Source organism: Serratia sp. PF-27 (assembly GCF_030053255.1).
GTDB lineage: Bacteria > Pseudomonadota > Gammaproteobacteria > Enterobacterales > Enterobacteriaceae > Serratia > Serratia bockelmannii.
In genome coordinates this window covers 24,086-47,497 of record NZ_JASGBT010000003.1, presented here as the reverse complement: position 1 = coordinate 47,497, position 23,412 = coordinate 24,086, and the positions used below count along the sequence as shown (strand labels likewise).

21 protein-coding genes are annotated in these 23,412 nt (G+C 59.1%); 7 read left to right on the top strand and 14 right to left on the bottom strand.

Annotated features, from left to right (window positions below; all coding sequences use genetic code 11):
- Window positions 1-176 precede the first annotated feature (176 nt).
- Window positions 177-1,556 carry an MFS transporter gene (locus tag QMZ29_RS01170; RefSeq protein ID WP_043135805.1) on the top strand — a complete coding sequence of 460 codons (1,380 nt, stop codon included), beginning with the start codon at window positions 177-179 and terminating at the stop codon, window positions 1,554-1,556.
- A gap of 9 nt (window positions 1,557-1,565) precedes the next feature.
- On the opposite strand, the gene chbG is transcribed toward QMZ29_RS01170, so the two are convergent.
- The 6 genes from chbG to QMZ29_RS01140 all read right to left on the bottom strand — a co-directional run bounded on the left by chbG (window position 1,566) and on the right by QMZ29_RS01140 (window position 7,774).
- Window positions 1,566-2,327: a chitin disaccharide deacetylase gene (gene chbG, locus QMZ29_RS01165; RefSeq protein WP_261427506.1), complete on the bottom strand. Its 762-nt coding sequence runs from the start codon at window positions 2,325-2,327 to the stop codon at window positions 1,566-1,568.
- Window positions 2,328-2,475: 148 nt separating this feature from the next.
- Window positions 2,476-3,324, bottom strand: a complete 849-nt coding sequence (gene chbR, locus QMZ29_RS01160) for a transcriptional regulator ChbR (RefSeq protein WP_043135810.1) — start codon at window positions 3,322-3,324, stop codon at window positions 2,476-2,478.
- Between the two features lie 15 nt (window positions 3,325-3,339).
- On the bottom strand, window positions 3,340-4,725 hold the full coding sequence (gene gmuD, locus QMZ29_RS01155) for a 6-phospho-beta-glucosidase GmuD (protein WP_025301629.1): 1,386 nt from the start codon (window positions 4,723-4,725) through the stop codon (window positions 3,340-3,342).
- Between the two features lie 43 nt (window positions 4,726-4,768).
- Entirely contained in the window at window positions 4,769-6,130 is a 1,362-nt protein-coding gene (chbC, locus tag QMZ29_RS01150; protein WP_173889507.1) for a PTS N,N'-diacetylchitobiose transporter subunit IIC, read from the bottom strand.
- Window positions 6,131-6,142: 12 nt separating this feature from the next.
- Complete coding sequence (locus QMZ29_RS01145; RefSeq protein WP_004932561.1) at window positions 6,143-6,460, bottom strand: PTS sugar transporter subunit IIB; 318 nt, start codon at window positions 6,458-6,460, stop codon at window positions 6,143-6,145.
- A gap of 420 nt (window positions 6,461-6,880) precedes the next feature.
- A complete protein-coding gene (locus QMZ29_RS01140) occupies window positions 6,881-7,774 on the bottom strand; it encodes a LysR family transcriptional regulator (RefSeq protein WP_261427510.1) in 894 nt (297 codons plus the stop codon).
- A gap of 106 nt (window positions 7,775-7,880) precedes the next feature.
- On the opposite strand from QMZ29_RS01140, the gene QMZ29_RS01135 reads away from it, so the two are divergent.
- The 4 genes from QMZ29_RS01135 (at window position 7,881) to mutS (ending at window position 13,555) form a co-directional block, all read left to right on the top strand.
- Window positions 7,881-8,681, top strand: a complete 801-nt coding sequence (locus QMZ29_RS01135) for an SDR family NAD(P)-dependent oxidoreductase (RefSeq protein WP_049294839.1) — start codon at window positions 7,881-7,883, stop codon at window positions 8,679-8,681.
- A gap of 12 nt (window positions 8,682-8,693) precedes the next feature.
- Window positions 8,694-9,665 carry an aldo/keto reductase gene (locus QMZ29_RS01130; RefSeq protein WP_261427512.1) on the top strand — a complete coding sequence of 324 codons (972 nt, stop codon included), beginning with the start codon at window positions 8,694-8,696 and terminating at the stop codon, window positions 9,663-9,665.
- Window positions 9,666-9,695: 30 nt separating this feature from the next.
- Window positions 9,696-10,688, top strand: coding sequence for a Vgb family protein (locus tag QMZ29_RS01125; RefSeq protein ID WP_261427514.1), 993 nt, complete (start codon window positions 9,696-9,698; stop codon window positions 10,686-10,688).
- 311 nt (window positions 10,689-10,999) lie between these two features.
- Window positions 11,000-13,555: a DNA mismatch repair protein MutS gene (mutS, locus tag QMZ29_RS01120; RefSeq protein ID WP_261427516.1), complete on the top strand. Its 2,556-nt coding sequence runs from the start codon at window positions 11,000-11,002 to the stop codon at window positions 13,553-13,555.
- Between the two features lie 79 nt (window positions 13,556-13,634).
- On the opposite strand, the gene rpoS is transcribed toward mutS, so the two are convergent.
- The 4 genes from rpoS to surE all read right to left on the bottom strand — a co-directional run bounded on the left by rpoS (window position 13,635) and on the right by surE (window position 17,390).
- Complete coding sequence (rpoS, locus tag QMZ29_RS01115) at window positions 13,635-14,633, bottom strand: RNA polymerase sigma factor RpoS (protein ID WP_004932578.1); 999 nt, start codon at window positions 14,631-14,633, stop codon at window positions 13,635-13,637.
- Window positions 14,634-14,687: 54 nt separating this feature from the next.
- Window positions 14,688-15,683 carry a murein hydrolase activator NlpD gene (nlpD, locus tag QMZ29_RS01110; protein WP_261427518.1) on the bottom strand — a complete coding sequence of 332 codons (996 nt, stop codon included), beginning with the start codon at window positions 15,681-15,683 and terminating at the stop codon, window positions 14,688-14,690.
- A gap of 325 nt (window positions 15,684-16,008) precedes the next feature.
- Window positions 16,009-16,635, bottom strand: coding sequence for a protein-L-isoaspartate(D-aspartate) O-methyltransferase (locus QMZ29_RS01105; RefSeq protein ID WP_004932585.1), 627 nt, complete (start codon window positions 16,633-16,635; stop codon window positions 16,009-16,011).
- Window positions 16,629-17,390: a 5'/3'-nucleotidase SurE gene (surE, locus tag QMZ29_RS01100; protein WP_261427520.1), complete on the bottom strand. Its 762-nt coding sequence runs from the start codon at window positions 17,388-17,390 to the stop codon at window positions 16,629-16,631. Before surE ends, QMZ29_RS01105 begins: the two co-directional genes overlap by 7 nt.
- 438 nt (window positions 17,391-17,828) lie before the next feature.
- Here surE and QMZ29_RS01095 point away from each other — a divergent pair, with 438 nt between their 5' ends.
- Entirely contained in the window at window positions 17,829-19,562 is a 1,734-nt protein-coding gene (locus QMZ29_RS01095) for a hypothetical protein (RefSeq protein WP_261427521.1), read from the top strand.
- Between the two features lie 70 nt (window positions 19,563-19,632).
- On the opposite strand, the gene truD is transcribed toward QMZ29_RS01095, so the two are convergent.
- The 4 genes from truD to ftsB are packed head-to-tail and all read right to left on the bottom strand — an operon-like array spanning window position 19,633 to window position 22,199.
- Window positions 19,633-20,679 (bottom strand): tRNA pseudouridine(13) synthase TruD, encoded by a 1,047-nt coding sequence (truD, locus tag QMZ29_RS01090; RefSeq protein WP_261427522.1) that lies wholly within the window; start codon window positions 20,677-20,679, stop codon window positions 19,633-19,635.
- 4 nt (window positions 20,680-20,683) lie between these two features.
- Window positions 20,684-21,157: a 2-C-methyl-D-erythritol 2,4-cyclodiphosphate synthase gene (ispF, locus tag QMZ29_RS01085; protein WP_004932594.1), complete on the bottom strand. Its 474-nt coding sequence runs from the start codon at window positions 21,155-21,157 to the stop codon at window positions 20,684-20,686.
- 10 nt (window positions 21,158-21,167) lie between these two features.
- On the bottom strand, window positions 21,168-21,875 hold the full coding sequence (ispD, locus tag QMZ29_RS01080; protein ID WP_049204753.1) for a 2-C-methyl-D-erythritol 4-phosphate cytidylyltransferase: 708 nt from the start codon (window positions 21,873-21,875) through the stop codon (window positions 21,168-21,170).
- A gap of 3 nt (window positions 21,876-21,878) precedes the next feature.
- A complete protein-coding gene (gene ftsB / locus QMZ29_RS01075; RefSeq protein WP_021505314.1) occupies window positions 21,879-22,199 on the bottom strand; it encodes a cell division protein FtsB in 321 nt (106 codons plus the stop codon).
- 403 nt (window positions 22,200-22,602) lie between these two features.
- On the opposite strand from ftsB, the gene QMZ29_RS01070 reads away from it, so the two are divergent.
- On the top strand, window positions 22,603-23,373 hold the full coding sequence (locus QMZ29_RS01070; protein ID WP_025301618.1) for a basic amino acid ABC transporter substrate-binding protein: 771 nt from the start codon (window positions 22,603-22,605) through the stop codon (window positions 23,371-23,373).
- Window positions 23,374-23,412: the final 39 nt, after the last annotated feature.

Below are 23,412 nucleotides of genomic sequence, written 5' to 3'. Positions count from 1 at the left end.
GACACGTTGAAATGCGCAGCGCCTCGCAGGAGGTGCGGTTTTAAGCGCCCGGCCAAGCTGCTAGTATCAAAAGAAGCGCCCCATCGAGCGGCGGCGCACCAGCACAAGGAACATCACGGAGGCGGCACGCTGCGGCGGCGGCCTCAGGGCGCACCAGAAGAGATTAGGATGATAGCGTGAAAAAAACGTTGGGCGTATTTTTGCCGTTGTACACCACCACCCTGCTGCTGCTGTTGGGCTCGGGCCTGCTCACCACCTACGTCTCGCTGCGGCTGACCTCCATCCACGTCAGCAGCGCGTTGATCGGCGCTATCATCGCCGCCAACTACATCGGGTTGGTGATCGGCGGCAAGGTCGGCCACTTTCTCATCGCCCGCGTCGGGCATATCCGCGCCTACGTGGCCTGCGCCGGCATCATCACCGCCGCGGTGCTGGGGCACGGCCTGACGGAGTTCATTCCCGCCTGGGTCGCGCTGCGTCTGGTGATCGGGCTGTGCATGATGTGCCAGTATATGGTGCTGGAAAGCTGGCTGAACGACCAGGCGGAATCCAACCAGCGCGGCATGGTGTTCGGCTTCTATATGGCGGCGACCTATCTCGGCATGTCGCTGGGCCAGATCGTGCTGATGCTGCAAAGCAATCTGGGCATCACCACGCTGCTGGTGATCGCACTGTGTTTCGCGCTCTGTCTGGTGCCGATCGCTCTCACCACCCGCACCAATGCGCGCCACATGTCGCCGGCCCCGATGGAGCTGCGTTACTTTGTCGGCGCCATTCCCAAGGTGCTGGCCACCACGTTGGTGATCGGCATGGTGGTGGGCTCGTTTTACGGCCTGGCGCCGGTCTACGCCAGCCTGCAATCCTTAACCACTCAGCAAACCGGCCTGTTCATGGCGCTGGCTATCTTCGCCGGGTTGGTGGCGCAGTTCCCGCTCAGTTGGCTGTCGGATCGCTATAACCGCCCGTTGCTGATGCGCTTCAACGCCATTTTGCTGATCGTGGCGGCGCTGCCGCTGGCACTGCTGCCGCACATCGATTTCCCGCTGCTGCTGGCGGTGGGGTTCGTCGTCAGCATGCTGCAGTTTACGCTCTATCCGCTGGTGGTGGCATTGGCCAACGATCTGATCGAGCCGGAGCGCCGCGTCTCGCTGGCCGCCTGTCTGCTGATGGCGTTCGGCGTCGGCGCCAGCATCGGGCCGTTGGCGGTCGGCGCACTGATCGAGCCGCTTGGCGGCAATATCCTGTACGCCTTCTTCGCTCTGTGCGGCGTACTGCTGGCGGCCCTCGGCCGTACGGCGAAAGCGGAGGAACCGCAGCTGGCACAGGACGCGCCGGTGCCGCACATTGCGCTGCCAGACAGCCTCGCCAGTTCACCGCTGTCGCCGGCGCTCAATCCGACCTTCGATGAGCAGATCATTCACGACACCATGCCGCCGCCGGAAGCGGCGCCCGATGTCGAGGAGCCACAGCCCGAAGAACAGGAGGAGGAACCCTTGCCTCAGGGAGCCGATCCGCAAGAGGACACCGGCCTGAAAAAGGCGCACGCCATGCTGTAAACGGTGGTGCTACAGATCCTGGAAGGAGCCCAGCATAAAACCGCGTTCGGCGATCGCCGCTTTCAGCGTCGGCGCGGTCAACACATCCAGCTCGACGAGGCGCGGGTGGCAGTATTTGCTCTGCAGGATCGTCGCATCGAGGAACGCCGGGTGGCACATCATTTCCAATGACTCGGCGCCCTGCGCGTCGGCGCGTGCCAACCTCTGCAGGAACAAGGCTTCGGAAATCGTTTCACCGTAGAATCCCGCGTCAAACGCGTCGGTGCTGTAGGGCGTCTGCAACGCAATACCGCGCCGTTTCGCCTCTTCGCGATCGAGGCGCAGCGGCAGACCCTGTGCCTGCGCAAACGCCTCCACCAGCGGGTAAATCTGCGGCTGCATATGCACATGGTGGTGGCTGTCGATGTGCGTTGGCGCCCTGCCGAACAGCGTCACAAACCGCGTGAACTGGCGCTGCAGCTCCTCCTGAATCTCGTCCAGCTGCAGCTCGCCGGCCTCGGTGCGGTGCCACAGCCATTTGCCCAGCTCGCCATGCTCATTGACCAGCGAAGGCATGGCGCCCAGCGGCCTGCCATGGGTCAAAACGAAATGCAGCCCGATCGGCAACCCCGGATATTGCCGGCTGAGCGCTGCAGCATGCTCCGCGCCGCCGCCGTTCACCATCGCCGTGGTGGAGGAAACGACGCCATGCTGATACGCCTCGACGACGCCGTAGTTCTGTCCTTTGCTCAGGCCGAAGTCGTCGGCATTCACGATCAGTAGTTTTTCCATAATGGCTCCCGCAGGATGAATTTTCGGCAAGGAAAGGCCGACCGACCGGCGCGGCATTCCCCTTCTCGAAGGTAAAAATCGAATGATTAACCGGCCGGCGGCCTAAAGCTCATCGGCATATCGGCGTTAATACTGATCGGGAGCGGCCCTAAAGAGGGCCGTAACACTTTTTTCGGTAGTTGCCTGGGGTCACGTCGGTGAGCCGCTTGAAGTTTTTAATGAACAGACTGACGTCGCCATAGCCAGAATCAAAGGCGATATCGGAAACCGAATAGTTGGTGACCTCCAGCTGCGTCTTGGCGAAGTTGATGCGGATCTCGTTGATCACCTGCATCGGCGTCTTCTGGTAGTAGCGCCGCATCGCCCGGGTCAGATATTCCTGGGTTTTCCCCGACAGCGCCACCATGTTCGCCAACGCCCTTTCGCCGAACATCGCCTTGTCATGCATGCCGGCGAGGGTGTTCTTCAGCCACTGCGGGATATCATCGCCGCCGTCATTGTCTTCTTTATAGTGACGAATACGGCTGATCACATAGAAAGTCAGCGTTTCGAGAAATTCGGCGAAGTCATCCTCGCGAAACTGTGGCGAACTCACCACCGACTCGATGTAGGCCAAGAACTCGCTTCTCAGGCTGTAGGCTTGCGAGGCGACAAAGCAACGCGGCAGCTGCTGCAAATAGTGCTCTTCAAAGAACGCTTTGCTGACCGCCACGTTGAAGATTTTCGTCGCGCCGAACTCGTAAAAGCTCTGGTGGTAGGAGCCGATAGGGATAAAGACGAAATCCCCGCGTTCCAGCAGCACCCGCTTGCCGTTGATCTCCTGATAACATTTGCCGCTCAGCACGATGGTGAACTCGTAATAATCGTGCTGATGCAGCCCGGTGGCGCTTTCCACCTTGTTGTAGATAAACAGGTGAAAATCTTTGCAGTTAAAGAAATCCTGCTCGCGAATCAGCTTCACGTCGTTGGCACTCAGCGAAATTCGGTTATCGGACACGGCACCGGCCTCCCGTTAGTCAAACCCGTTGCGTCTGGCCGCCTCGGCAAACCAGTAGCCGCTTTTCTTGATGGTGCGGCGCTGATCTGCCCGATCCAAGCGCACCAGCCCATAACGATTCTTGTAGGCATTCAGCCAGGACCAGCAGTCGATAAAGGTCCACAGATGATAGCCCTTGCACTGCGAGCCTTCCGCCAGCGCGCGGTGCAGCCACTTCAGATGCTCGCGAATAAAGTCGATGCGGTAATCGTCCTCCACCCGCCCATCGGCGCCGATAAACGCCTCTTCGCCCTCGACGCCCATGCCGTTTTCGGAAATATAACAAGGCAGATTGCCGTAGTTCTCTTTCAGATCCATCAGGATGTCGTACAGCCCCTTCTCGTAGATCTCCCAGCCGCGGTGCGGATTGATTTTGCGGCCCGGCATTGCATAGTAACTGAACAAATCCTCCGGCGATGCGATCGGCCCCTCGGCACGACGCCCCGCTTTCGCCTGTACCCTGCGCGGCTGGTAGTAATTGACGCCGAGGATATCCACCACGCCGCCTTCGATCAGCGGCGCATCCTGCGGCTCGCAGTAGGGCATCAGCCCATGGCGCTCCAGCAAGTGCAGCAACGCCGCCGGATAACGCCCTTTGGCGACCGGGTCGAGGAAACTGCGGTTGAGCAGCAGATCGGCGTCGTGTGCGGCCTGCCGATCCTCCGGCGCGTCGGAGCGCGGATAGGTCGGGCTCAGATTCAGAATGATGCCGATGCTCCCCGGCAGCCCGCGCGCTCTGAAACGCTGCACCGCCATGGCGTGCGCCAGTACGCTGTGATACGCCACGGTGATCGCCCGTTTGAAATCCACCACGCAAGGGTAATGCAGGTCATTCAGGTAACCGGCCTCCACCGGCACGATCGGCTCATTGAAGGTGAACCAGTGGGTGATCCGATCGCCAAACAGACCGAAGCAGATGTCGGCATAACGCGCATAGGCTTCGACAACTGCCCGGTTTTCCCAGCCGCCGCGCTGCTGCATGCACAGCGGCATATCGAAGTGATAGAGATTGATAAACGGGGTGATGCCCTGCGCCAGCAGCTCGTCGATCATCGCGTTATAGAAGGCCACCGCCTGCGGGTTCACCTCGCCGTCGCCGTCCGGGATCAGCCGCGACCACGAAATCGAGGTTCTGAAGGTATTGTGGCCCAGCGTTTTGAGCAGCCCGATATCGGTACGGAAATGGTCGTAAAAGGTCGAGGCCTCGGCCGGCCCCACCCGATCGTGAAAGCGCTCGGGCGCGATCTCGTACCAATAATCGAAGATATTGCGGCTCTTGCCGTCCCGCGCTGCCGCACCTTCAGACTGCGGCGCGGAGGTGGCGCTGCCCCACCAGAACCCGTCGGCAAATTGATATTCCATACTCGTGTCCCTCGCGGGGCGGCCGCGCCGCCCCGTTCCACAGTTAGAATTTCAGCGCCTTGGCGATGTCTTCTTCGCTTTCCGTCGCCGCGTCGATCTGGCTCTGCGCCTTGTTGGAGATCGCCACGAACGGCAGATAAATCACGGTGGCGACCGCCAGGTTGAACAGGCTCAGCAACATGGCCATGATGCTGCCGTTGGTGTTGAAGAATGCCCCCAGGCCGACCGGCATGGTCCAGGGCGCAATGTTGGTGATCGGCGGGATCAACCCGGAGTAATAAGCCAGCGAGGTGATAATGGTCAGTACCGGCTGCACCAGGATGAACGGAATGAACATCACCGGGTTCATGATCACCGGCAGGCCGAACAGAATCGGTTCGTTGATCTGGAAGATGCCGGACGGCGTCGCCAGCTTGGCGACCTGGCGGTAATCTTCGCGGCGCGAGGCGATGAAGATGGCGATAATCAGACCCAGCGTCGAACCTGTGCCGCCGAGGTAAATATAAGAGTCGACGAACGGTTTCGCCCACATATGGAACTCTTTGCCGGCGGCCACCGCCGCTTCGACCGAACCGTATTTGTTGTACAGCTCCACGTTTTCCAGCGCGAACGGCGTCATGATGCCGCTGTCCAGCGCCGCCAGCGCCATGGAACCGTGTACTCCAAAGAACCACAACAGCGAAGAGAACAGCACGTACACCCAGCCCACCACGCTGCCCATCTTGGCCAGCGGCGCCGAAATGCCGTCCATGATGATCTGGTGGAAGTTGGTGCCCCAGTGCGCCAGCGCGAACGCCACCAGCCCCATGATGGAGAGGATGATGAAACCGGGGATCAGCGCTGAGAAGGAGCGCGACACCGAAGCCGGCACGCTGTCAGGCAGGCTGATCACCCAGTTGCGCCGCACGATGAAAGCAAACATCTCAGCCACCGCCAGCCCGATCACCATACCGGAAATGATGTTGGCGCCGCCCAGCCAATTGGCGCCCACCGCATAGGCCTCGCCGACGTTGAACGGCGTGACGGTCATGAAGGCCGCCACCGCCAGCAGCGCCGAGGCCAGTGGATCGACCTTGCGCTCTTCGGCCAACGCCATGCTGATAAAGAACGGCGTCATCAGGGACATGATCCCTAGCGTACCGTTATAAACGCTGCCACCAATGCTCTTCAGGCTATTCAGCGTCTCGATGGTGGAGGCGTCCACCCTTACGCCCAATGAATAGAAAAACGATCCCTCGCCGAAGCTCAGGAACACGTTGTTGATCAACACGAACATCGCCCCGGTCAAGGTCAGCGGCATCAGGCGGATAAAGCCGTTCTTGATGGCGTTGACATGGGGCTGCTTACCGATTTTTACGGCGAAAGGCAGGATAACCTTCTCGAGCGAGGCAATGAGGGTATTCACGGCGGCCTCCTGTTATTGATTGGCTTTCTTGATGGCGGCCACCGCGGCCTTCAGTACGCCCAGCCCATCGACCTTGCCGTACAACAGCGGATCGATGACTTCAACAGGTTTATTGGGCAGCTGTTTCTGCACTTCCGGCAGGGTGTAGGCGATCTGCGGCCCCAGCAGGATCAGATCCGCTTCAACGCCTTTCTCCGCGGCCAGCGCTTCCGGATAGGCGGCGATGATCACCGGCACTTCATATTTTTCGGCCTGCGCCTTCATTTTTGATACCAACAGGGAAGTGGACATACCGGCAGAACAAAACAGATAGATTTTTTTCTTTTCCATACCAAGCACCTCAGATAATCAAAAAAACCCGGTGTTATTTGTATGCCAGATGCAATCACGATTGCTTCACGCACATTCCTTATGAAAATTTCCGTCACGTTGCCCTGGTTACAGACAGTATACGGAGCATGAAAAACGGATCGGTAAGCCAAGAGGAGACAGAACCGTCTCTCATTGACCTGATGGATTGACCCTCTTCACATTTTGCACAAAAAAATAGTGTGACCGGGCTCTCAAATAACCGATAAAAACTCAGAATATTCGTAATAAATAATCAAATGACAATTATAAACAGCAAGTTATGAACTCGATGAGAATTTAAGAGGTTATTTGCGCCTGAACAAACGGCGAGGGAGTAAAAATAGTTCAAGCTTGATTCGGCTGCTGCCATCCGAACGCGACGGCAGCAGGCGAAGAGGATTACATGGGCAGACGCAGCAACTCGATCACCGTGGCCAGCGCCACGGAATGGTTCCTGCGGTTGGGGTAATAGAGGTAAAAACCGGGAAACGGCGCGCACCAGTCGGCCAGCACCCGCCGCAGCCGCCCGCTCGCCAGGTATTCTTCCACCTCCTGCTCGATGGCAAAAGCGATGCCGACGTTCGCCAGCGCCGCCTGCACCATCATCCTGCCGTCATCGAGTATCAACGGGCTGTTAACCGCCACAGAAAATCGCTGCTCCCCCTGCTGAAAAGCCCATTTGTAGCGCTCGCCTGAAAAGGCTTTGCGCCAACCGATGCAACGGTGCTGCAGTAAATCCCGCGGATGCGTCGGCTCGCCGTGCCGCTGAAAATAGTCCGGCGTGGCGACGATGGCGAAACGCAGATCCGGTGTCAGGCGCACCGCGCGCATATCGTTATGCAGGTCCTCACCGAGCCGGATGCCGGCGTCAAAGCCTTGCTCGACGATGTTGGCGAACCCCTCGTCCGCCACCACTTCCAGCGTAATGCCGGGGTATTCGCTGGCCAACCGCCCCAGATGCGGCACGATGGCGAGATCGATCGCAGAACGCGGCGCGTTGATGCGCACCAGGCCGCGCGGCCCTTCGCGAAACGCATTCAGGCTCTCGAGCGCGGCGTCGATGTCGGTAAAAGCCGGCACCAGCTGCGCCAGCAGATGCTCTCCGGCCTCCGTCGGCGAGACGTTGCGGGTGGTGCGGTTCAGCAGGCGAATGCCCACCTGCGCCTCCAGTTCGCGCAGGGTGTGGGTCAGCGTCGGCGGCGTCACGCCCAATCGGGCGGCGGCGCGGCGGAAGCTGCGTTCACTGGCGATAGCCACGAAGGCCGCCAGGCCGGACAGTTCGGGTTTCTTCATGCTATTGATATAAATTATCTAATAGTGAGATGAGTTTTTAGCGGATAGTTATCCGTCATCTAACAACATAGCATTGCGATCGAACCCATTACCAGGTATCGATGCGATGATTAATGCTACAGCTCCAACCCATGAAACGCCGCGCCGTCTGGCAGACAAAGTCGTACTGGTGAGCGGCGGCGGTACCGGTATCGGCCGCGCTGCGGCGCTGGCCTATGCCCGCGAGGGCGCCAAAGTCGCACTGGTCGGCCGGCGCGCGGCGGAGATCGAAGCCACGGCGCGCGATATCGCGCTGGCCGGCGGTGACGCCCTGCCCATCGTGGCCGACGTCTCCCTGGAAGACGATATCCGTAGGCTGCTCGCCGCAGTGACCGCCCACTACGGCCGGCTCGACGTCGCTTTCAACAACGCCGGCATCATCGGCAACTTCGCCCCCATCACCGAACAGAGCAGCGAGGATTTTGACCGCGTGATCGCCATTAACCTCAGAGGCGTCTGGCTGGCGATGAAATACGAGATTGAAACCTTCCTAGCTCAGCACTCGGGCGGCGTGATCATCAACACCTCCTCCTGGCTGACCCACGGCGCGCTGGCCGGCTCATCCAGCTACTCCGCCAGCAAAGGGGCGCTCGATGCGATGATCCGCGCGGTGGCGCTCGAATACAGCGGCCAGGGCATCCGCGTCAACAACATCAACCCCGGCATCATCGACACGCCGATGGCGCGCGGCAGCGTGGCCGACAGCGCGGCGTTCGCGCCCTTTATAGCCCATACGCCCGCCGGCCGCCTGGGCGAATCGGAAGACATCGGCGATGTGGCGCTGTGGTTGGCGACGGACGAGGCCCGCTTCATCACCGGCCAAAGCCTGCTGGTGGACGGCGGTTACACCATCGCCGGCATGCGCTGAGGAGACGATGCCATGAACTACGTTCGGCTTGGCGACAGCGGCCTGAAAGTGTCTCGTCTCTGCCTGGGCTGCATGACCTATGGCGATCCGGCCTGGCGCCCCTGGGTGCTGAAGGAAGATGAAGCGCGCCCCTTTATCCGCGAAACGCTGGAAGCGGGCATCAATTTTTTCGATACCGCCAACATTTACTCCGGCGGAGAAAGCGAGCGCATTCTCGGCCGCGCCCTGAAGGCGTTCGCCCGCCGCGAAGACGTGGTGATCGCCACCAAGGCCTACTTTCCGATGGACGCGCAGCCGAACAGCCGAGGGCTGTCGCGCAAGCACCTGCTGCAGAGCGTCGACGCCTCTTTGCAGCGGCTGGGGACGGATTACCTCGATCTGTTTGTGCTGCACCGCTTCGACACCGAAACGCCGATCGAAGAAACCGCCGACACCCTCGATGGCCTGGTGCGGGCGGGCAAGATCCGCTATCTCGGTGCCTCCTCGCTGCACGCCTGGCGCCTGATGAAAATGCTGGCCTTTCAACGTCAGCACCGCCTGGCGCCGTTTATTTCGCTGCAGAGCCAATACAACCTGGTGACGCGTGAAGATGAAGAGGAGCTGATCCCGCTGTGTCTGGAGGAGGGGCTCAGCCTGACGCCCTGGTCGCCGCTGGCCCGCGGCGTGCTGGCCGGCTCCGGCAACGCCGGCACGCTGCGCGCCGCCACCGACGAACAGGCGCCCCGTTGGTACGGCGGCAGAAACGAAGTGGAACGCACCGTCGCGGCGGTCGCGGAGGTGGCGGCCACACGCGGCGTTCCACCGGCGCAGATCGCGCTGGCCTGGCTGCTGGCCAAACCCGGCGTGGCGTCGCCGCTGGTGGGCATGTCCAAGCCGCACCATCTGCAGGATGCGCTGGCAGCGCTCACCCTCAGGCTATCGCCGGAAGACCTCGCCGCGCTGGAGGCGCCAATGGCACAGGCTGCCCGCCCCGATCGCTGGTAGCCCCTTTTCCGTCATTCCAGGAGAGAAGACATGTCATATGCGCTTACCGCGCGAGCAGCGTTGTTCACCCTCGCCGCCGCACTCCCCCTGACCACTCCGGCGCAGGCCGCCGCCAATACCCACTGCGCCGAAAGCAGCATGACGCTGCCGCCCGGCGCGCTTTACCCCAACGGCATCGCCCGCGCGGCGGACGGCACGCTGTATGTCGGCCTGATCACCAGCGGCAACGTGCTGCGCAAGCGGCCGGGTAAAGCGTGGGAAACCTTTTTCCCTGGCGCTGACACGGTGTTCGCCTCAAACGCGCTGCGGCTGGACGAACGGCGCGGGTTGCTGTGGGGCAATTCGCCGGACTTCCTTTCCGGCGGCAAAACGCGGGCCAACCGCATCTATGCGCTGAACGTCGCGGATGGCACCCTCAACCGCAGCCTGGCACTGCCGACGGGGGAAATGGGCAACGATATCGTGCTCGGCGCAGACGGCACGGTGTACGTAACGGAAACCCGCGGCGGCGGCATCCTGCGCCTGCGGCCGGGCGAAGCGGCATTCAGTACGCTGTTTCAGGATGCGCGATTGGCGGCCCCCAGCGAGCTGGGCGCCGCCGGGATCGTGCTGTTCGACGATCGGCTGATGGCTGTCGCCAATTTCGGCACCGGTAAGCTTTATACCCTCAGCTATAACGATCCGCAGCCGCAGCTGACGGAAATGCAGCTGCCGCGCCTGATTGAAAACCCGGACGGAATGGGATTGGCGCCGGACGGTGCGCTGATCGTGCTGGAAAACGGGATCCAGAGCGGCCAAGGGCGGATCCTGCGGATCCCGTCACCCAAGGCGGCAGGGATGCACCAACTTGAGGTCTTGCGCGAAGGCATGGAGTCGCCGGTTAACCTGACTATCACCCCACAAGGCTGCGCCTTCGTCAGCGAGTCGCGCATCCGCCACCGTCTGCTGCCCGGCCATGAAACCGAAGTGCCCGACAGTTTCCGCCTCTATCAACTGCCCCTGCCTCTCACCGCCGCGCAATAAAGTCGCCCCCCCACTGCGGGCGGCGACACTTGCGTTGTTGCCCGCAGGCGAACAACAATCTCGCTGCGTTACAAACCGGCCTTGCGCAGCGCTTCCCATTTTTATCTGTGACAGCCGATTGCCCGCTAGGCTAGTATAAGCGTCTGTGCAAACCTCGGGTTTGAGCGCGCCGTTTGGCGTTTTGATGATTTGATTTGCGCCGCTCGCCAAACGCTAAAGGGGGGCGGCGCCTGCTGAAACAATGTGATAGCGAATGACGACAATGAAAATCACAGTTCCCTTTACATTCAATGGATTGGAAAAATAATCGCATGAATAGCACCGATAAACTCGATTCGCACACGCCGATGATGCAGCAGTACCTGCGCCTCAAGGCCCAGCATCCTGAAATCCTGCTGTTCTACCGCATGGGCGACTTCTACGAGCTGTTTTACGATGACGCCAAGCGCGCTTCCCAACTGCTGGATATCTCGCTGACCAAACGCGGCGCTTCGGCGGGTGAACCGATCCCGATGGCCGGCGTGCCGCACCACGCGGTGGAGAACTACCTGGCCAAGCTGGTGCAGCTCGGCGAGTCCGTCGCCATCTGCGAACAGATCGGCGATCCGGCCACCAGCAAAGGGCCGGTCGAGCGCAAAGTGGTGCGTATCGTCACCCCCGGTACCATCACCGACGAAGCGCTGCTGCAAGAACGCCAGGACAACCTGCTGGCGGCGATCTGGCAGGATGCGCGCGGCTTCGGTTATGCCACGCTGGACGTCAGCTCCGGCCGCTTCCGCGTCGCCGAGCCGCAAGATCTGGAAACCATGGCCGCCGAGCTGCAGCGCACCAATCCGGCCGAGCTGCTCTACCCGGAAACCTTCGAACACATGGCGCTGATCGAACAGCGCCACGGCCTGCGCCGCCGTCCGCTGTGGGAATTCGAACTGGAGACCGCACGCCAACAGCTCAACCTGCAGTTCGGCACCCGCGATCTGACCGGCTTCGGCGTCGAGCAGGCGCACCAGGCGCTGCGCGCCGCCGGCTGTCTGCTGCAGTACGTCAAAGATACCCAGCGTACTTCGCTGCCGCATATTCGCGGCATCACTATGGAGCGCCAGCAGGACGGCATCATCATGGACGCCGCGACCCGCCGCAACCTGGAACTGACGCAGAGCCTGTCCGGCGGCAGCGACAACACGCTGGCGGCGATCCTCGATCGCACGGTCACGCCGATGGGCAGCCGCATGCTGAAACGCTGGCTGCACATGCCGACCCGCGATATCAAGGTTCTCACCGCCCGCCAACAGGCGATCGGCGCATTGCAGGAGCTGTTCGCCGATCTGCAGCCTTCGCTGCGCCAGGTGGGCGATCAGGAGCGAATTTTGGCGCGCCTGGCGCTGCGTACCGCGCGTCCGCGCGATCTGGCGCGCATGCGTCATGCTTTCCAGCAACTGCCGGACATCCGCGCGCTGCTGCAAGACGTGGACACCCCGCACGTGCAGCAGTTGCTGTCGCAGGTGGGCCAGTTCGACGAGCTGCGCGAGCTGCTGGAGCGCGCGGTGATTGAATCGCCGCCGGTATTGGTGCGCGACGGCGGCGTGATCGCCCCCGGTTACAACAGCGAGCTGGACGAGTGGCGCGCACTGGCCGATGGCGCCAGCGACTACCTCGACCGGCTGGAGATCCGCGAGCGTGAAAAGCTGGGGCTGGATACGCTCAAGGTCGGTTTTAACGGCGTACATGGCTACTACATTCAGGTGAGCCGCGGCCAAAGCCATCTGGTGCCGATCCACTATGTGCGCCGCCAGACGTTGAAAAACGCCGAGCGCTACATCATCCCGGAATTGAAAGAGTACGAAGACAAAGTGCTCACCTCCAAGGGCAAGGCGTTGGCGATCGAGAAAAGCCTGTACGACGAACTGTTCGATCTGCTGCTGCCGCACCTGGCGGAGCTGCAGCAGAGCGCCGCCGCACTGGCCGAGCTGGACGTGCTGGCCAACCTGGCCGAGCGCGCCGATACCCTGAACTACGCTTGCCCGACCATGAGTGAGCAGCCGGGGATCCGCATTACCGAAGGCCGCCACCCGGTGGTGGAGCAGGTGCTGAGCGAACCGTTTATCTCCAACCCGCTCACCCTGTCGCCGCAGCGCCGCATGCTGATCATTACCGGCCCGAACATGGGCGGTAAAAGCACCTATATGCGGCAAACGGCGCTGATCGTGCTGATGGCGCACATCGGCAGTTACGTGCCGGCCACCAAGGCCACCATCGGCCCGGTGGATCGCATCTTCACCCGCGTCGGCGCGGCGGACGATCTGGCTTCCGGCCGCTCCACCTTCATGGTGGAGATGACCGAAACCGCCAACATCCTGCACAACGCCACCGAGCACAGCCTGGTGTTGATGGATGAAATCGGCCGCGGTACCTCCACCTACGACGGCCTGTCGCTGGCCTGGGCCTGCGCCGAGAACCTGGCTAACCGCATCAAGGCGATGACACTGTTCGCCACCCACTACTTCGAACTGACGACCCTACCGGAGAAAATGGAGGGCGTGGTCAACGTGCATCTGGACGCGCTCGAACATGGCGACACCATCGCTTTTATGCACAGCGTACAGGACGGGGCTGCCAGCAAAAGCTATGGCCTGGCGGTCGCCGCGCTTGCTGGCGTGCCGCGCGACGTCATCAAGCGCGCCCGCCAGAAGCTGCGCGAGCTGGAGTCTATCTCCAGCCACACCGCGTCGGGCAGCGTCGATGCCACCCAGATGACGCTGCTGCAGGAAGAGGCCTCGCCGGCGGTTGAAGCCCTGGAAGCGCTGGATCCGGATTCCCTGTCGCCGCGCCAGGCGCTGGAATGGATCTACCGGCTGAAAAATATGGTGTAGTCAGGCGCCAAACGCAGGCATAAAAAAACGGTGAGCATAATGCTCACCGTTTTTATTTGATGCGGTTCAACAACCGGCGTTATTCGCGGAACAGCGCCTCAATGCTCAGGCCCTGCATCTGCAGAATCTCACGCAGACGGCGCAGACCTTCAACCTGAATCTGACGGACGCGCTCGCGCGTCAGGCCAATCTCCCGGCCTACGTCTTCCAGCGTCGCCGCTTCATAGCCCAGCAGGCCGAAACGACGCGCCAACACTTCACGTTGTTTGGCGTTCAGTTCGAACAACCATTTGACGATGCTTTGTTTCATATCGTCATCTTGCGTGGTGTCTTCAGGCCCGTTGTCCTTCTCGTCGGCCAGAATGTCCAGCAGCGCTTTCTCCGAATCCCCGCCCAGCGGCGTATCCACCGAAGTGATGCGCTCATTCAGGCGCAGCATGCGGCTGACGTCATCCACCGGCTTGTCGAGTTGCTCGGCAATCTCTTCAGCGCTCGGTTCATGATCCAGTTTATGGGAAAGCTCACGCGCGGTGCGCAGATAGACATTCAGTTCTTTGACGATATGGATAGGCAAACGAATAGTACGGGTTTGGTTCATGATCGCCCGTTCAATCGTCTGACGGATCCACCAGGTTGCATAAGTGGAGAAGCGGAAACCGCGTTCCGGGTCGAATTTTTCCACTGCGCGAATCAAACCGAGGTTACCTTCTTCGATCAGATCCAGCAGCGCCAGACCACGGTTGCTGTAGCGGCGGGCGATTTTCACCACCAGCCGCAGGTTGCTTTCAATCATGCGACGGCGGGACGGCACGTCACCGCGCAGAGCACGCCGCGCAAAATAGACTTCTTCCTCTGCGGTCAGCAGAGGTGAATAACCGATCTCACCCAGATAGAGCTGCGTCGCATCCAATACGCGTTGCGTAACGCCTTGAGACAACAGCTCTTCTTCCGCTAAATCGTTCTCGCTGGTCTCTTCTTCTACCAGCGCTTTTTCATCAAACGACTCGGCCTCAGCTCCATTCTCGTCGAAATCCGCATCATCATGTAACTCGTTAACTTTCAGCGTATTTTGGCTCATATGCTGCTCCTACCCGTGATACCGCGAGCAGAATCTCAGCGTATTCTGCCCAATCTATCGCTGCGGAAGATAACGCAGCGGGTTTACGGATTTCCCCTTGTAACGAATTTCAAAATGCAAACGTACTGAACTGGTACCGGTGCTACCCATGGTGGCTATTTTTTGACCCGCCTTCACTTCTTGTTGTTCCCGGACCAGCATTGTGTCGTTATGAGCGTAGGCGCTCAGGTAATCATCATTATGTTTGATGATGATTAGATTACCGTAACCCCGTAAAGCGTTGCCTGCATACACTACGCGACCATCGGCGGTAGCGAAGATAGACTGCCCACGAGAACCGGCGATATCGACACCTTTATTCCCACCTTCTGATGAGGAAAAGTTATCAATAACCTTACCGTCAGTCGGCCATCTCCAGGTACTGACCGGAGCGCTGTTGCTGACGGTGCTGCTCACGGGTGGAGCGGCTTCCGGCGCGGTAACAGGCGCAGTCGCGGTCCCAACCGCTGCGGCACCTGCTGCAGGTAACATCTTACCTACATTCTGTTTACCCGAGTTTTCAGAATACGCGTTAGTTGATTGAGAATCAACCGTTGCCGTCTGGATCTGGGCGCTGGAAGGTGGCTTCGGAACGCCGCCTTTGGTCGCGTCTGTCGTCGCCAACATGCCGCCGCCGCCGTTGGCAGAACCATTACCAAGCTGAATGGTTTGACCAACATTCAGGCTGTATGGCTCGGGAATATTGTTGCGCTGAGCCAGGTCGCGGAAATCATTGCCGGTGATCCAGGCGATGTAAAACAGCGTGTCGCCGCGCTTGACCGTATAAGTTTCACCGCCGCTGTAGCTCCCTTTTGGGATGGCGTTATAACTACGATTATAGACAATGCGGCCCTCTGGGCTGGCCTGCTGCACTCCGCCATTATTATTGCCGGATGGAACGGCGCCGCCGCCCACACTGCTGATAGGGGCCGACGTCGAGGCCGTATTCGTACAACCCGCCAACCACAAACTTACCATCGTACACACCGCTACCCGGCGTAACGTAATCATTGGGCTTCCCGTGCTCATGCTTCCCCCATGACAGCAATATCAGTGATATATCCAAAATACCCTTTACATCGTAGCCGAGCTTTTGCCACTTCCCAGTTTCTGCGATGTAAAGGCGCCGCCGGCCGATCCCTGAACGCCAGGTCATCTCCCGCCGGAGCATCAAAACGCGCGCCAATGCTAACCACATTGGCGTCGCCGCACCATAAGACAACTACGTAGAAAGGCCAATTCTAGTGAAAATTAGCCTGATTGGAACGAGAAAACCTTATCCGCACGTGATGAAAGTGCAACAGATTTTGCAGACGGTCGAAAAATCAGACAATCGCTAGGCCAATTCGCCTTTCACCAGCGGCACAAAGCGCACCGCTTCTACCGCATCGACCACGAAATCGTTGCCATGACGCTGAATGCGTTTGAGGGTTTGGGCCTGCTCGCCCACCGGCAACACCAAAATGCCGCCGTCGTCCAGCTGCTCCACCAGCGCCTGCGGGATCTCCGGCGGCGCGGCAGTGACGATGATCGCATCGAATGGACCGCGCGACGCCCAGCCCTGCCAGCCGTCGCCGTGGCGAGTGGAAACATTATGAAGATCGAGCTGCTTCAGGCGGCGCTTGGCCTGCCACTGCAGCCCCTTGATGCGCTCGACGGAACAAACGTGTTGCACCAGATGCGCCAGGATGGCGGTTTGATAACCGGAACCGGTGCCGATCTCCAGCACTCTTGAGGTGGGCTTCAGATTCAGCAGCTCGGTCATCCGCGCCACCATATAAGGCTGAGAAATGGTCTGGCCAGAGCCGATCGGTAATGCAGTGTTTTCGTAGGCTTTGTGATCCAGCGCTTCGTCGACAAAACGCTCGCGCGGCACCGCCTCGATCGCTCTCAGCAGCTTTTCGTCCCGGATCCCTTGCTGACGCAGCTGCGTCAGCAATGTTTGCATACGCTTGTTCACCATTCCCCGCTAACCTCTGCCTTGGTTAACCATGTTGTCACGACTTCCTGCGCCGCGTAGGCGGTCAAATCCACCTGTAGCGGCGTGATCGCCACATTGCCTTGTTCCACCGCCGCAAAGTCGGTATCCGGCCCGACATCAAATTTATCACCAGGCGGCCCGATCCAGTAGAGATTTTGTCCACGCGGATCCTGCTGGCAGAAGACCTTATCGGCAGGATGACGGCTGCCACAGCGAGTGACGCGCAGGCCTTTGATCTCCGCCAGCGGCAAATCCGGCACGTTGATATTCAGGATTTTTCCGGTGCGTAACGGTTCACGCTGCAGCGCACGCAGGATGCGGCAGGTAATGGCCGCTGCGGTTGCGTAGTGTTGGTGACCGTTCAGAGACACCGCCAGCGCGGGCAGCCCCAGGTGCCGGCCCTCCATCGCCGCCGCGACGGTGCCGGAATAGATGACGTCATCGCCTAAATTCGGTCCGGCGTTAATGCCGGAGACGACGATATCCGGCGCCGGGCGCATCAATGCGTTGACGCCAAGATAAACGCAGTCGGTCGGCGTCCCCTGCAGCACCGCGATATCGCCGTTGGCCAGCGTCTGCGTGCGCAGCGGCGACTCCAGCGTCAGGGCGTTGGAAGAACCGCTGCGGTTACGATCCGGCGCCACGACCTGCACCTCGGCGAACTCCCGCAGCGCCGCCGCCAGCACCTGAATACCCGGGGCGCTGACGCCGTCATCGTTACTCAGCAATATCCGCATTGTAGACTCAACCCCTTGTTGTCATGACAAGCAAACTTAAAACCGCACTCTTGTTATCCGGTTATTGTCCGGCTGCGGGTTCATTGGATCACCCTGGTTCACTTTGTCCCGAATTATAACCGAACTTGATTGTGTTACTAGCGCGTCAAACTCATGTCAGCGCCCTCCGAACTCACCGTAGAAACGGCGAGCGCAGCACAGCGGCGGTAAACCGTGCCTGCACAGCATGCGCCGCCGTTCTCACCAACACGGCATACGGAACGCCCAGTCATGCACAAAAACGCCCATGGAAATAAATTCAATTTAAATAATAACCAATCCAAATAAAACACAAAGCACTTTCTCAGCATACATGTCGCTTTCCATCTATATTTTACAGGTTCCTAAGCCACAGTACCTTAAATATTTAACCCCATTATTCACAAAGGGAAAACCATTATGACTCATTTATCAATGACTGATTATCCGGTTGAACTGACACCGGAAACAGAAAAACTGTCGTTCACCAACATCAACAATACCAATGTAATCATCTCTCCAACATCAGACTTAACGATTTCCAAAGCACAGATAAAGATAGGCAGCGGTTTTAATATGCTAAGTTGGGCAGGAAACTCGTCCCTCGGTGGGCCAAACATTGTCAGCGCTAATTTTCGCGCCAATGGCAGCGCTGAATATGGCACAAATAATACGACGATCCTTTCCGCCAACTTCATCACCAAAGATATCCTGATTTCGACCGCCGCCAATGGCGCGAAATCCGCGGTCATCAACAGCAACATCGGCAACTTCGATCAATTTAGCCATATCGATCTCGCCGGCTATGTCGGCACCGGCAGCATATACCTCGATGGGCACCCCGTAGCGACCGAGGGAGCCCACACTTTTGACGCTGGCGTTATCTTCGGCAAGGCCATCATCAACAACAACGCTTATGCTAATGTCAGCAACATCGAGCAATCTCCCTACTTCCCCAGTGCGCCGCTTACTTTTGCCCTTAGCGGATTTGCTGATAACGTCCATTTAATTAACGCTAACGCCTCTTACTCCGCCGGGCAATATATCCCCACTACCATTCGTATATTTGATGACGCAACGGCTGCCAGTAAATTACATGTCGAGCTGGCGAAAGCTCAGGGAAGCAATGTCACGACCGATTTAAATATTGATATCGGCAAAGAGTTCAATCCTTATACCGACACGCCTCCCGCCTACAGCAACCAGAAAATCAACGGCGGTACCTTCGCCGTCACCAGTCATTACACGAATAGTCTGGTGAAGGAAATATTAAATATCACCTCCAACCTTACCCATTCTGAATTAACGTTATCCGGCGGAAGCAATCACATCACGGATATCAGCCTCAACGGTTTCGCACTGGGTGGTGCGAATAATTATGTACTGAAGCTCAATGTCAAAGCGGGCTTTACCGATTCGCTGGCCCACATCTACGTGGGCGAGTTGAGCAACCCTAACGGCAATCTCGCGCCAATCAGCGTGGACATTCACAGTGAAATCGGCGGGACCGGCGGCGGTGACTTTTATAACACACTGACCAGCCTGCAAAACAGCGGGCAGTTCAGCACAGTTATCAATACGCTGGTCGGCAAGCAATTGGTGGTAGAAGGCGCTTCGCAAGACGACCGTTTCAGCGTGATCGGCAACACGACCATCACCGGACATGGCTCGGGTGTGCATGGCGACACGATCAATTTCGCTCAAAGCTCCATTTCCAGCCAGGTCAAAATCACTGATTATAATGCGGCCAACGACCGGATCAATGCAGGCGACGCCGCACAGCAATGGACGTTCTCAGCGGCCGGCGGCAAATCGTTGGTTACCTATGGCGACTACGGTAATGCGAGCAATTTGAATACCTTATTCTCCACGTTGGGTGGCGGTGCCGACGCACAATCCCTATTCAGCGCCGCGCTTAGTAAAGCCACCGGCGGCGCCAGCGAACATGCGCTGGCGGAAGTCGGAGCCATAAAGCTGGGCAATGCGCTGTATATCATCATCGACAGCAATGGCAACCACGGCTTTGACAGTCAGGATATCGTCTTCTCGTTAGGTAACCGCGATCTGCAACAAACGGTGGCGGACATGCATTACAATTCACCGTCGATCGAGCTGAGTGGTATGGCCGCACCGCAGTTGGATGCACTGGCATAAAAATGCAAAAGCCCCGGCTTGGCCGGCCGGGGCTTTTGGGGATTGTCAAAGCCTAAACGGGTATTCTCCGTTACGCACTGATATCCGCATCACCATCATCGGGAAGCATAATTTCACGCACTACGCTGGTGGCGAAGCTGCCTGCTGGCAGCCAGAAGCGCAGTTCCACGGTAACGTCATCCCACCAGTTCCACTGCAAATTTTGCGGCTGCAACAGCAGGGCCCGACGAGCGGGTTCGACACGCTCGCGCTTTAAAAGCGTAAGCAATTCCGGTTGTTCCGCCAAGCATTGTTGTTCAAAAGCCAAGGCTTTGCCGGCGGTGCCTGGCTCACCGTCGCCCGGCAACGCCGCGGTGACAACCAACTCGCCGGCATCCAGCCGTTGCTGCAACGTCTCCAGCTCATCGGCCTTGGCGACGAACCAGCTGCCGCGGCCGCTCAACTGCAGGGCGTCCCCCTCCAGCACGGTGCGCTGCAGGCCGTCGGTCAGGCGCCGGCCGACTATCAGATTGAACAGCGCGCTGCGGCTGGCGGAAAGGTAGAAGCTGCGTTTGCTGCGCTCTTTGACGCGGATTTCGTCGTTTGCCCAGCGACGCGCCATCACCAGATTGTTGCCGCCGCGGCCGAAGCGCTGGCTGCCGAAATAGTTTGGCACGCCCTGCGCGGCGATAGCCTGCAGACGGTTTTCCACGTCCTGACGATCGGAAATGTGGCGCAGCACCAGCGTAAAGTGGTTACCCTTCAGGTTGCCGATGCGCATTTTGCGCAGGTGGCGGGCGAACGAGAGCACCTCGCAGCCTTCCAGCGCAAACTGTGAGAAATCCGGCGTGTCCTTGCCCGGCATATGCAGGCAGAACCACTGTTCGGTCACCGCGTGGCGATCCTTCAAGCCGGCATAGCTGACGGAACGGGCGTGAATACCGGCGAAGCGCGCCAGATAGTCGGCCACGAACTGGGTATTGCAGCCGTTTTTACGGATGTTCACCAGCACATGCTCGCCTTCGCCGTCCGGCGCAAAGCCCAGGTCTTCCACCACCACGAAGTCTTCCGGATTGGCTTTCAACACCCCGGTGCTCTGCGGCCGGCCATGCAGCCAGGTCAGTTTCGCCATATCCATGCGGTTATTCCTTGATCAGCAAGGCGACCGCTTCGCAGGCGATGCCCTCGCCGCGCCCGGTGAAGCCGAGCTGCTCGGTGGTCGTGGCCTTCACGTTGACGTCATCCATATGGCACTGCAGATCTTCCGCCAGGAAGACGCGCATCTGCGGGATGTGCGGCGCCATTTTCGGCGCCTGAGCGATAATCGTGATATCGAGGTTACCGAGGCGGTATCCTTTGGCACGGATACGTTTCCAGGCTTCGCGCAGCAGCTCGCGGCTGTCCGCGCCCTTGAAAGCCGGATCGGTATCGGGGAACAGCTTGCCGATATCGCCCAGCGCCGCAGCGCCCAGCAAGGCGTCGGTCGCGGCGTGCAGCGCAACGTCGCCGTCGGAATGGGCCAGCAAACCTTTGTCGTAAGGGATGCGAACGCCACCGATCACCAACGGGCCTTCGCCGCCGAATTTATGTACGTCAAAACCGTGACCGATACGCATGGTGCGCTCCTTAATTGTCTAACTGAGTCAAATAGAACGCCGCCAGCGCCAAATCCTCCGGCCGCGTTACTTTAATGTTGTCCGCCCTGCCGGCGATCAGCTGCGGATGATAACCGCAATACTCCAGCGCCGAGGCTTCGTCGGTGACGTTAGCGCCTTCATCCAGCGCGCGCTGCAGGCACTGCTTGAGCAGCGGCAGCGGAAACAGCTGCGGCGTCAGCGCATGCCACAGATCCTGCCGTTCGACGGTGTGGGCGATGGTGTCGCGGCCAGGTTCGGCGCGTTTCATGGTGTCACGCACCGGCGCGGCAAGAATGCCGCCGACCTTGCTGTGTGCGGTGATCGCCAGCAGGCGCTCGAGATCGTCGGCGTGCAGGCAGGGGCGCGCAGCGTCATGCACCAGCACCCAGTCCGCGTCGCCCGCGAGCTTCAGCCCGGCCATCACCGAATCAGCGCGCTGTTTGCCGCCCTGAGTGACGGTCACCCGCGGATCCTGGGCGATGGGCAGCCGTTCGAACTGGCGATCTTCCGGGCTAATCGCCACGATCACCCGTTCAATGCGCGGGTGGCGCAACAGGGCATGGATAGCGTGTTCGACGATGCTGTGCCGGCCGATGGTTAAATATTGCTTCGGGCATTCCGCCTGCATGCGGCTGCCGATACCGGCAGCGGGCAGGACGGCAATCACCGAGGGAAAGGTGCCTGCGGAGTGATTCATGCGTTATTTTTGTGCGTTATTTTGCGAGGAAGACGCCGCGTTGCGTCTGGATTGGTCAGGAACCAGACGATAGAAAGTCTCACCGGGCTTGATCATGCCCAGCTCATTACGCGCTCGCTCTTCGATCGCTTCCTGACCGCCGTTCAAATCATCGATTTCGGCAAACAGCTGATCGTTACGCGCTTTCAACTTGGCGTTACTGCCCTGTTGGACCGCAACGTCTTCATTGACTCGCACGTAATCGTGAATACCATTTTTGCCCAGCCACAGTGAATACTGTAACCAACCGAGCAATGCCAGCAATAGCAGCGTAAGTTTTCCCATCTCCGCCCCCTGAAAAACCGACCAATCATCCCACAACTTCTCGTTGGACTCCACACTGAGAGCGGCATTTCAACGCCAAATTCAGAATACGGATGAAGGATTCCCGACTTTATCGCCTAATTCCGTGGTGAAAGCGGCAAAAAAAGCCCCTTTTGCCCGGCACGCGCGGCGCATTTTCCGATGAGACACGCACTGCCCTTTCCCCATTATGCAGCAAGAACCACTGCATCGCCGCTTGCTGACCCATTTCTTACGCCAAAGCAACGTCAAAAGTGAATATTTAACACCATAGAAAGAATAATTATCATGCAGTGGTTGCACTTTCATTCATTGGAGCTTATTTTTATGCACTCATAGTGCATAAATAATTCCAATATATAACCATTCATTATCGGGGATCGCGATGTTAAAACGTTTAGTTCTGATCGGCGCCTGCCTAGCCGCCACCTTCTCCACCGCCGCGTTAGCGGCTGAAACGACCTACGTCGTCGGCTCCGGCGGCACCTATCGGCCGTTCGAGTTTGAAAACAGCCAAAAGCAGCTGGAAGGTTTCGACATCGACATCATCAAAGCGGTGGCCAAGGCCGAAGGCTTCCAAATCAAACTGATCAATACGCCGTGGGAGGGGATCTTCGCCACGTTGAATTCCGGCGATCGCGACATCATCATTTCCGGCATCACCATCACCGACAAGCGCAAGCAAATGGTTGATTTCTCAGCGCCTTACTTCCCGGCCGAGCAGGCTATCGTGGTGCCGCAAGACTCGACGGTGGACTCCATCGCCGCGCTCAAGGCACTGAAGGTCGGCGTGGTGAACTCCAGCACCGGCGACATCGTGGTGTCCGACGTGCTGGGTAAAAACAGCACCGCTATCAAGCGCTTCGACAATACCCCGCTGATGCTGCAAGAGCTGTATGAAGACGGCATCGGCGCGGCGGTCGGCGACGTCGGCGTGGCCAAGTTCTATATCAAAACCCACCCTGAGAAAGCCTTCAAGTTGGTGCCCGACGCCAAGTTTGAGCGCCAGTATTTCGGCATCGCCGTCGCCAAAGGCAACGATGAGCTACGCAACAAAATCAACGCCGGCCTGAAGAAAATCGTCGCCGACGGCACCTACGCCAAGATCTACCAAACCTGGTTCGACAGCAACGTACCGACGCTGCCGGCGGAATAATGCCCTGCCGCCGGCGCCCGCATGGGCGTCGGCGCGCCA

What these genes read in the sequence shown, in the direction of transcription:
- ftsB (WP_021505314.1), bottom strand. Translation starts at nt 22,199, where the DNA reads ATGGGAAAACTTACGCTGCTATTGCTGGCATTGCTCGGTTGGTTACAG.
- rpoS (WP_004932578.1), bottom strand. Translation starts at nt 14,633, where the DNA reads ATGAGCCAAAATACGCTGAAAGTTAACGAGTTACATGATGATGCGGAT.
- QMZ29_RS01140 (WP_261427510.1), bottom strand. Translation starts at nt 7,774, where the DNA reads ATGAAGAAACCCGAACTGTCCGGCCTGGCGGCCTTCGTGGCTATCGCC.
- QMZ29_RS01130 (WP_261427512.1), top strand. Translation starts at nt 8,694, where the DNA reads ATGAACTACGTTCGGCTTGGCGACAGCGGCCTGAAAGTGTCTCGTCTC.
- QMZ29_RS01095 (WP_261427521.1), top strand. Translation starts at nt 17,829, where the DNA reads ATGACTCATTTATCAATGACTGATTATCCGGTTGAACTGACACCGGAA.
- chbG (WP_261427506.1), bottom strand. Translation starts at nt 2,327, where the DNA reads ATGGAAAAACTACTGATCGTGAATGCCGACGACTTCGGCCTGAGCAAA.
- gmuD (WP_025301629.1), bottom strand. Translation starts at nt 4,725, where the DNA reads ATGGAATATCAATTTGCCGACGGGTTCTGGTGGGGCAGCGCCACCTCC.
- QMZ29_RS01125 (WP_261427514.1), top strand. Translation starts at nt 9,696, where the DNA reads ATGTCATATGCGCTTACCGCGCGAGCAGCGTTGTTCACCCTCGCCGCC.
- QMZ29_RS01070 (WP_025301618.1), top strand. Translation starts at nt 22,603, where the DNA reads ATGTTAAAACGTTTAGTTCTGATCGGCGCCTGCCTAGCCGCCACCTTC.
- ispF (WP_004932594.1), bottom strand. Translation starts at nt 21,157, where the DNA reads ATGCGTATCGGTCACGGTTTTGACGTACATAAATTCGGCGGCGAAGGC.
- QMZ29_RS01135 (WP_049294839.1), top strand. Translation starts at nt 7,881, where the DNA reads ATGATTAATGCTACAGCTCCAACCCATGAAACGCCGCGCCGTCTGGCA.
- mutS (WP_261427516.1), top strand. Translation starts at nt 11,000, where the DNA reads ATGAATAGCACCGATAAACTCGATTCGCACACGCCGATGATGCAGCAG.
- nlpD (WP_261427518.1), bottom strand. Translation starts at nt 15,683, where the DNA reads ATGATTACGTTACGCCGGGTAGCGGTGTGTACGATGGTAAGTTTGTGG.
- QMZ29_RS01105 (WP_004932585.1), bottom strand. Translation starts at nt 16,635, where the DNA reads ATGGTGAACAAGCGTATGCAAACATTGCTGACGCAGCTGCGTCAGCAA.
- surE (WP_261427520.1), bottom strand. Translation starts at nt 17,390, where the DNA reads ATGCGGATATTGCTGAGTAACGATGACGGCGTCAGCGCCCCGGGTATT.
- truD (WP_261427522.1), bottom strand. Translation starts at nt 20,679, where the DNA reads ATGGATATGGCGAAACTGACCTGGCTGCATGGCCGGCCGCAGAGCACC.
- QMZ29_RS01145 (WP_004932561.1), bottom strand. Translation starts at nt 6,460, where the DNA reads ATGGAAAAGAAAAAAATCTATCTGTTTTGTTCTGCCGGTATGTCCACT.
- ispD (WP_049204753.1), bottom strand. Translation starts at nt 21,875, where the DNA reads ATGAATCACTCCGCAGGCACCTTTCCCTCGGTGATTGCCGTCCTGCCC.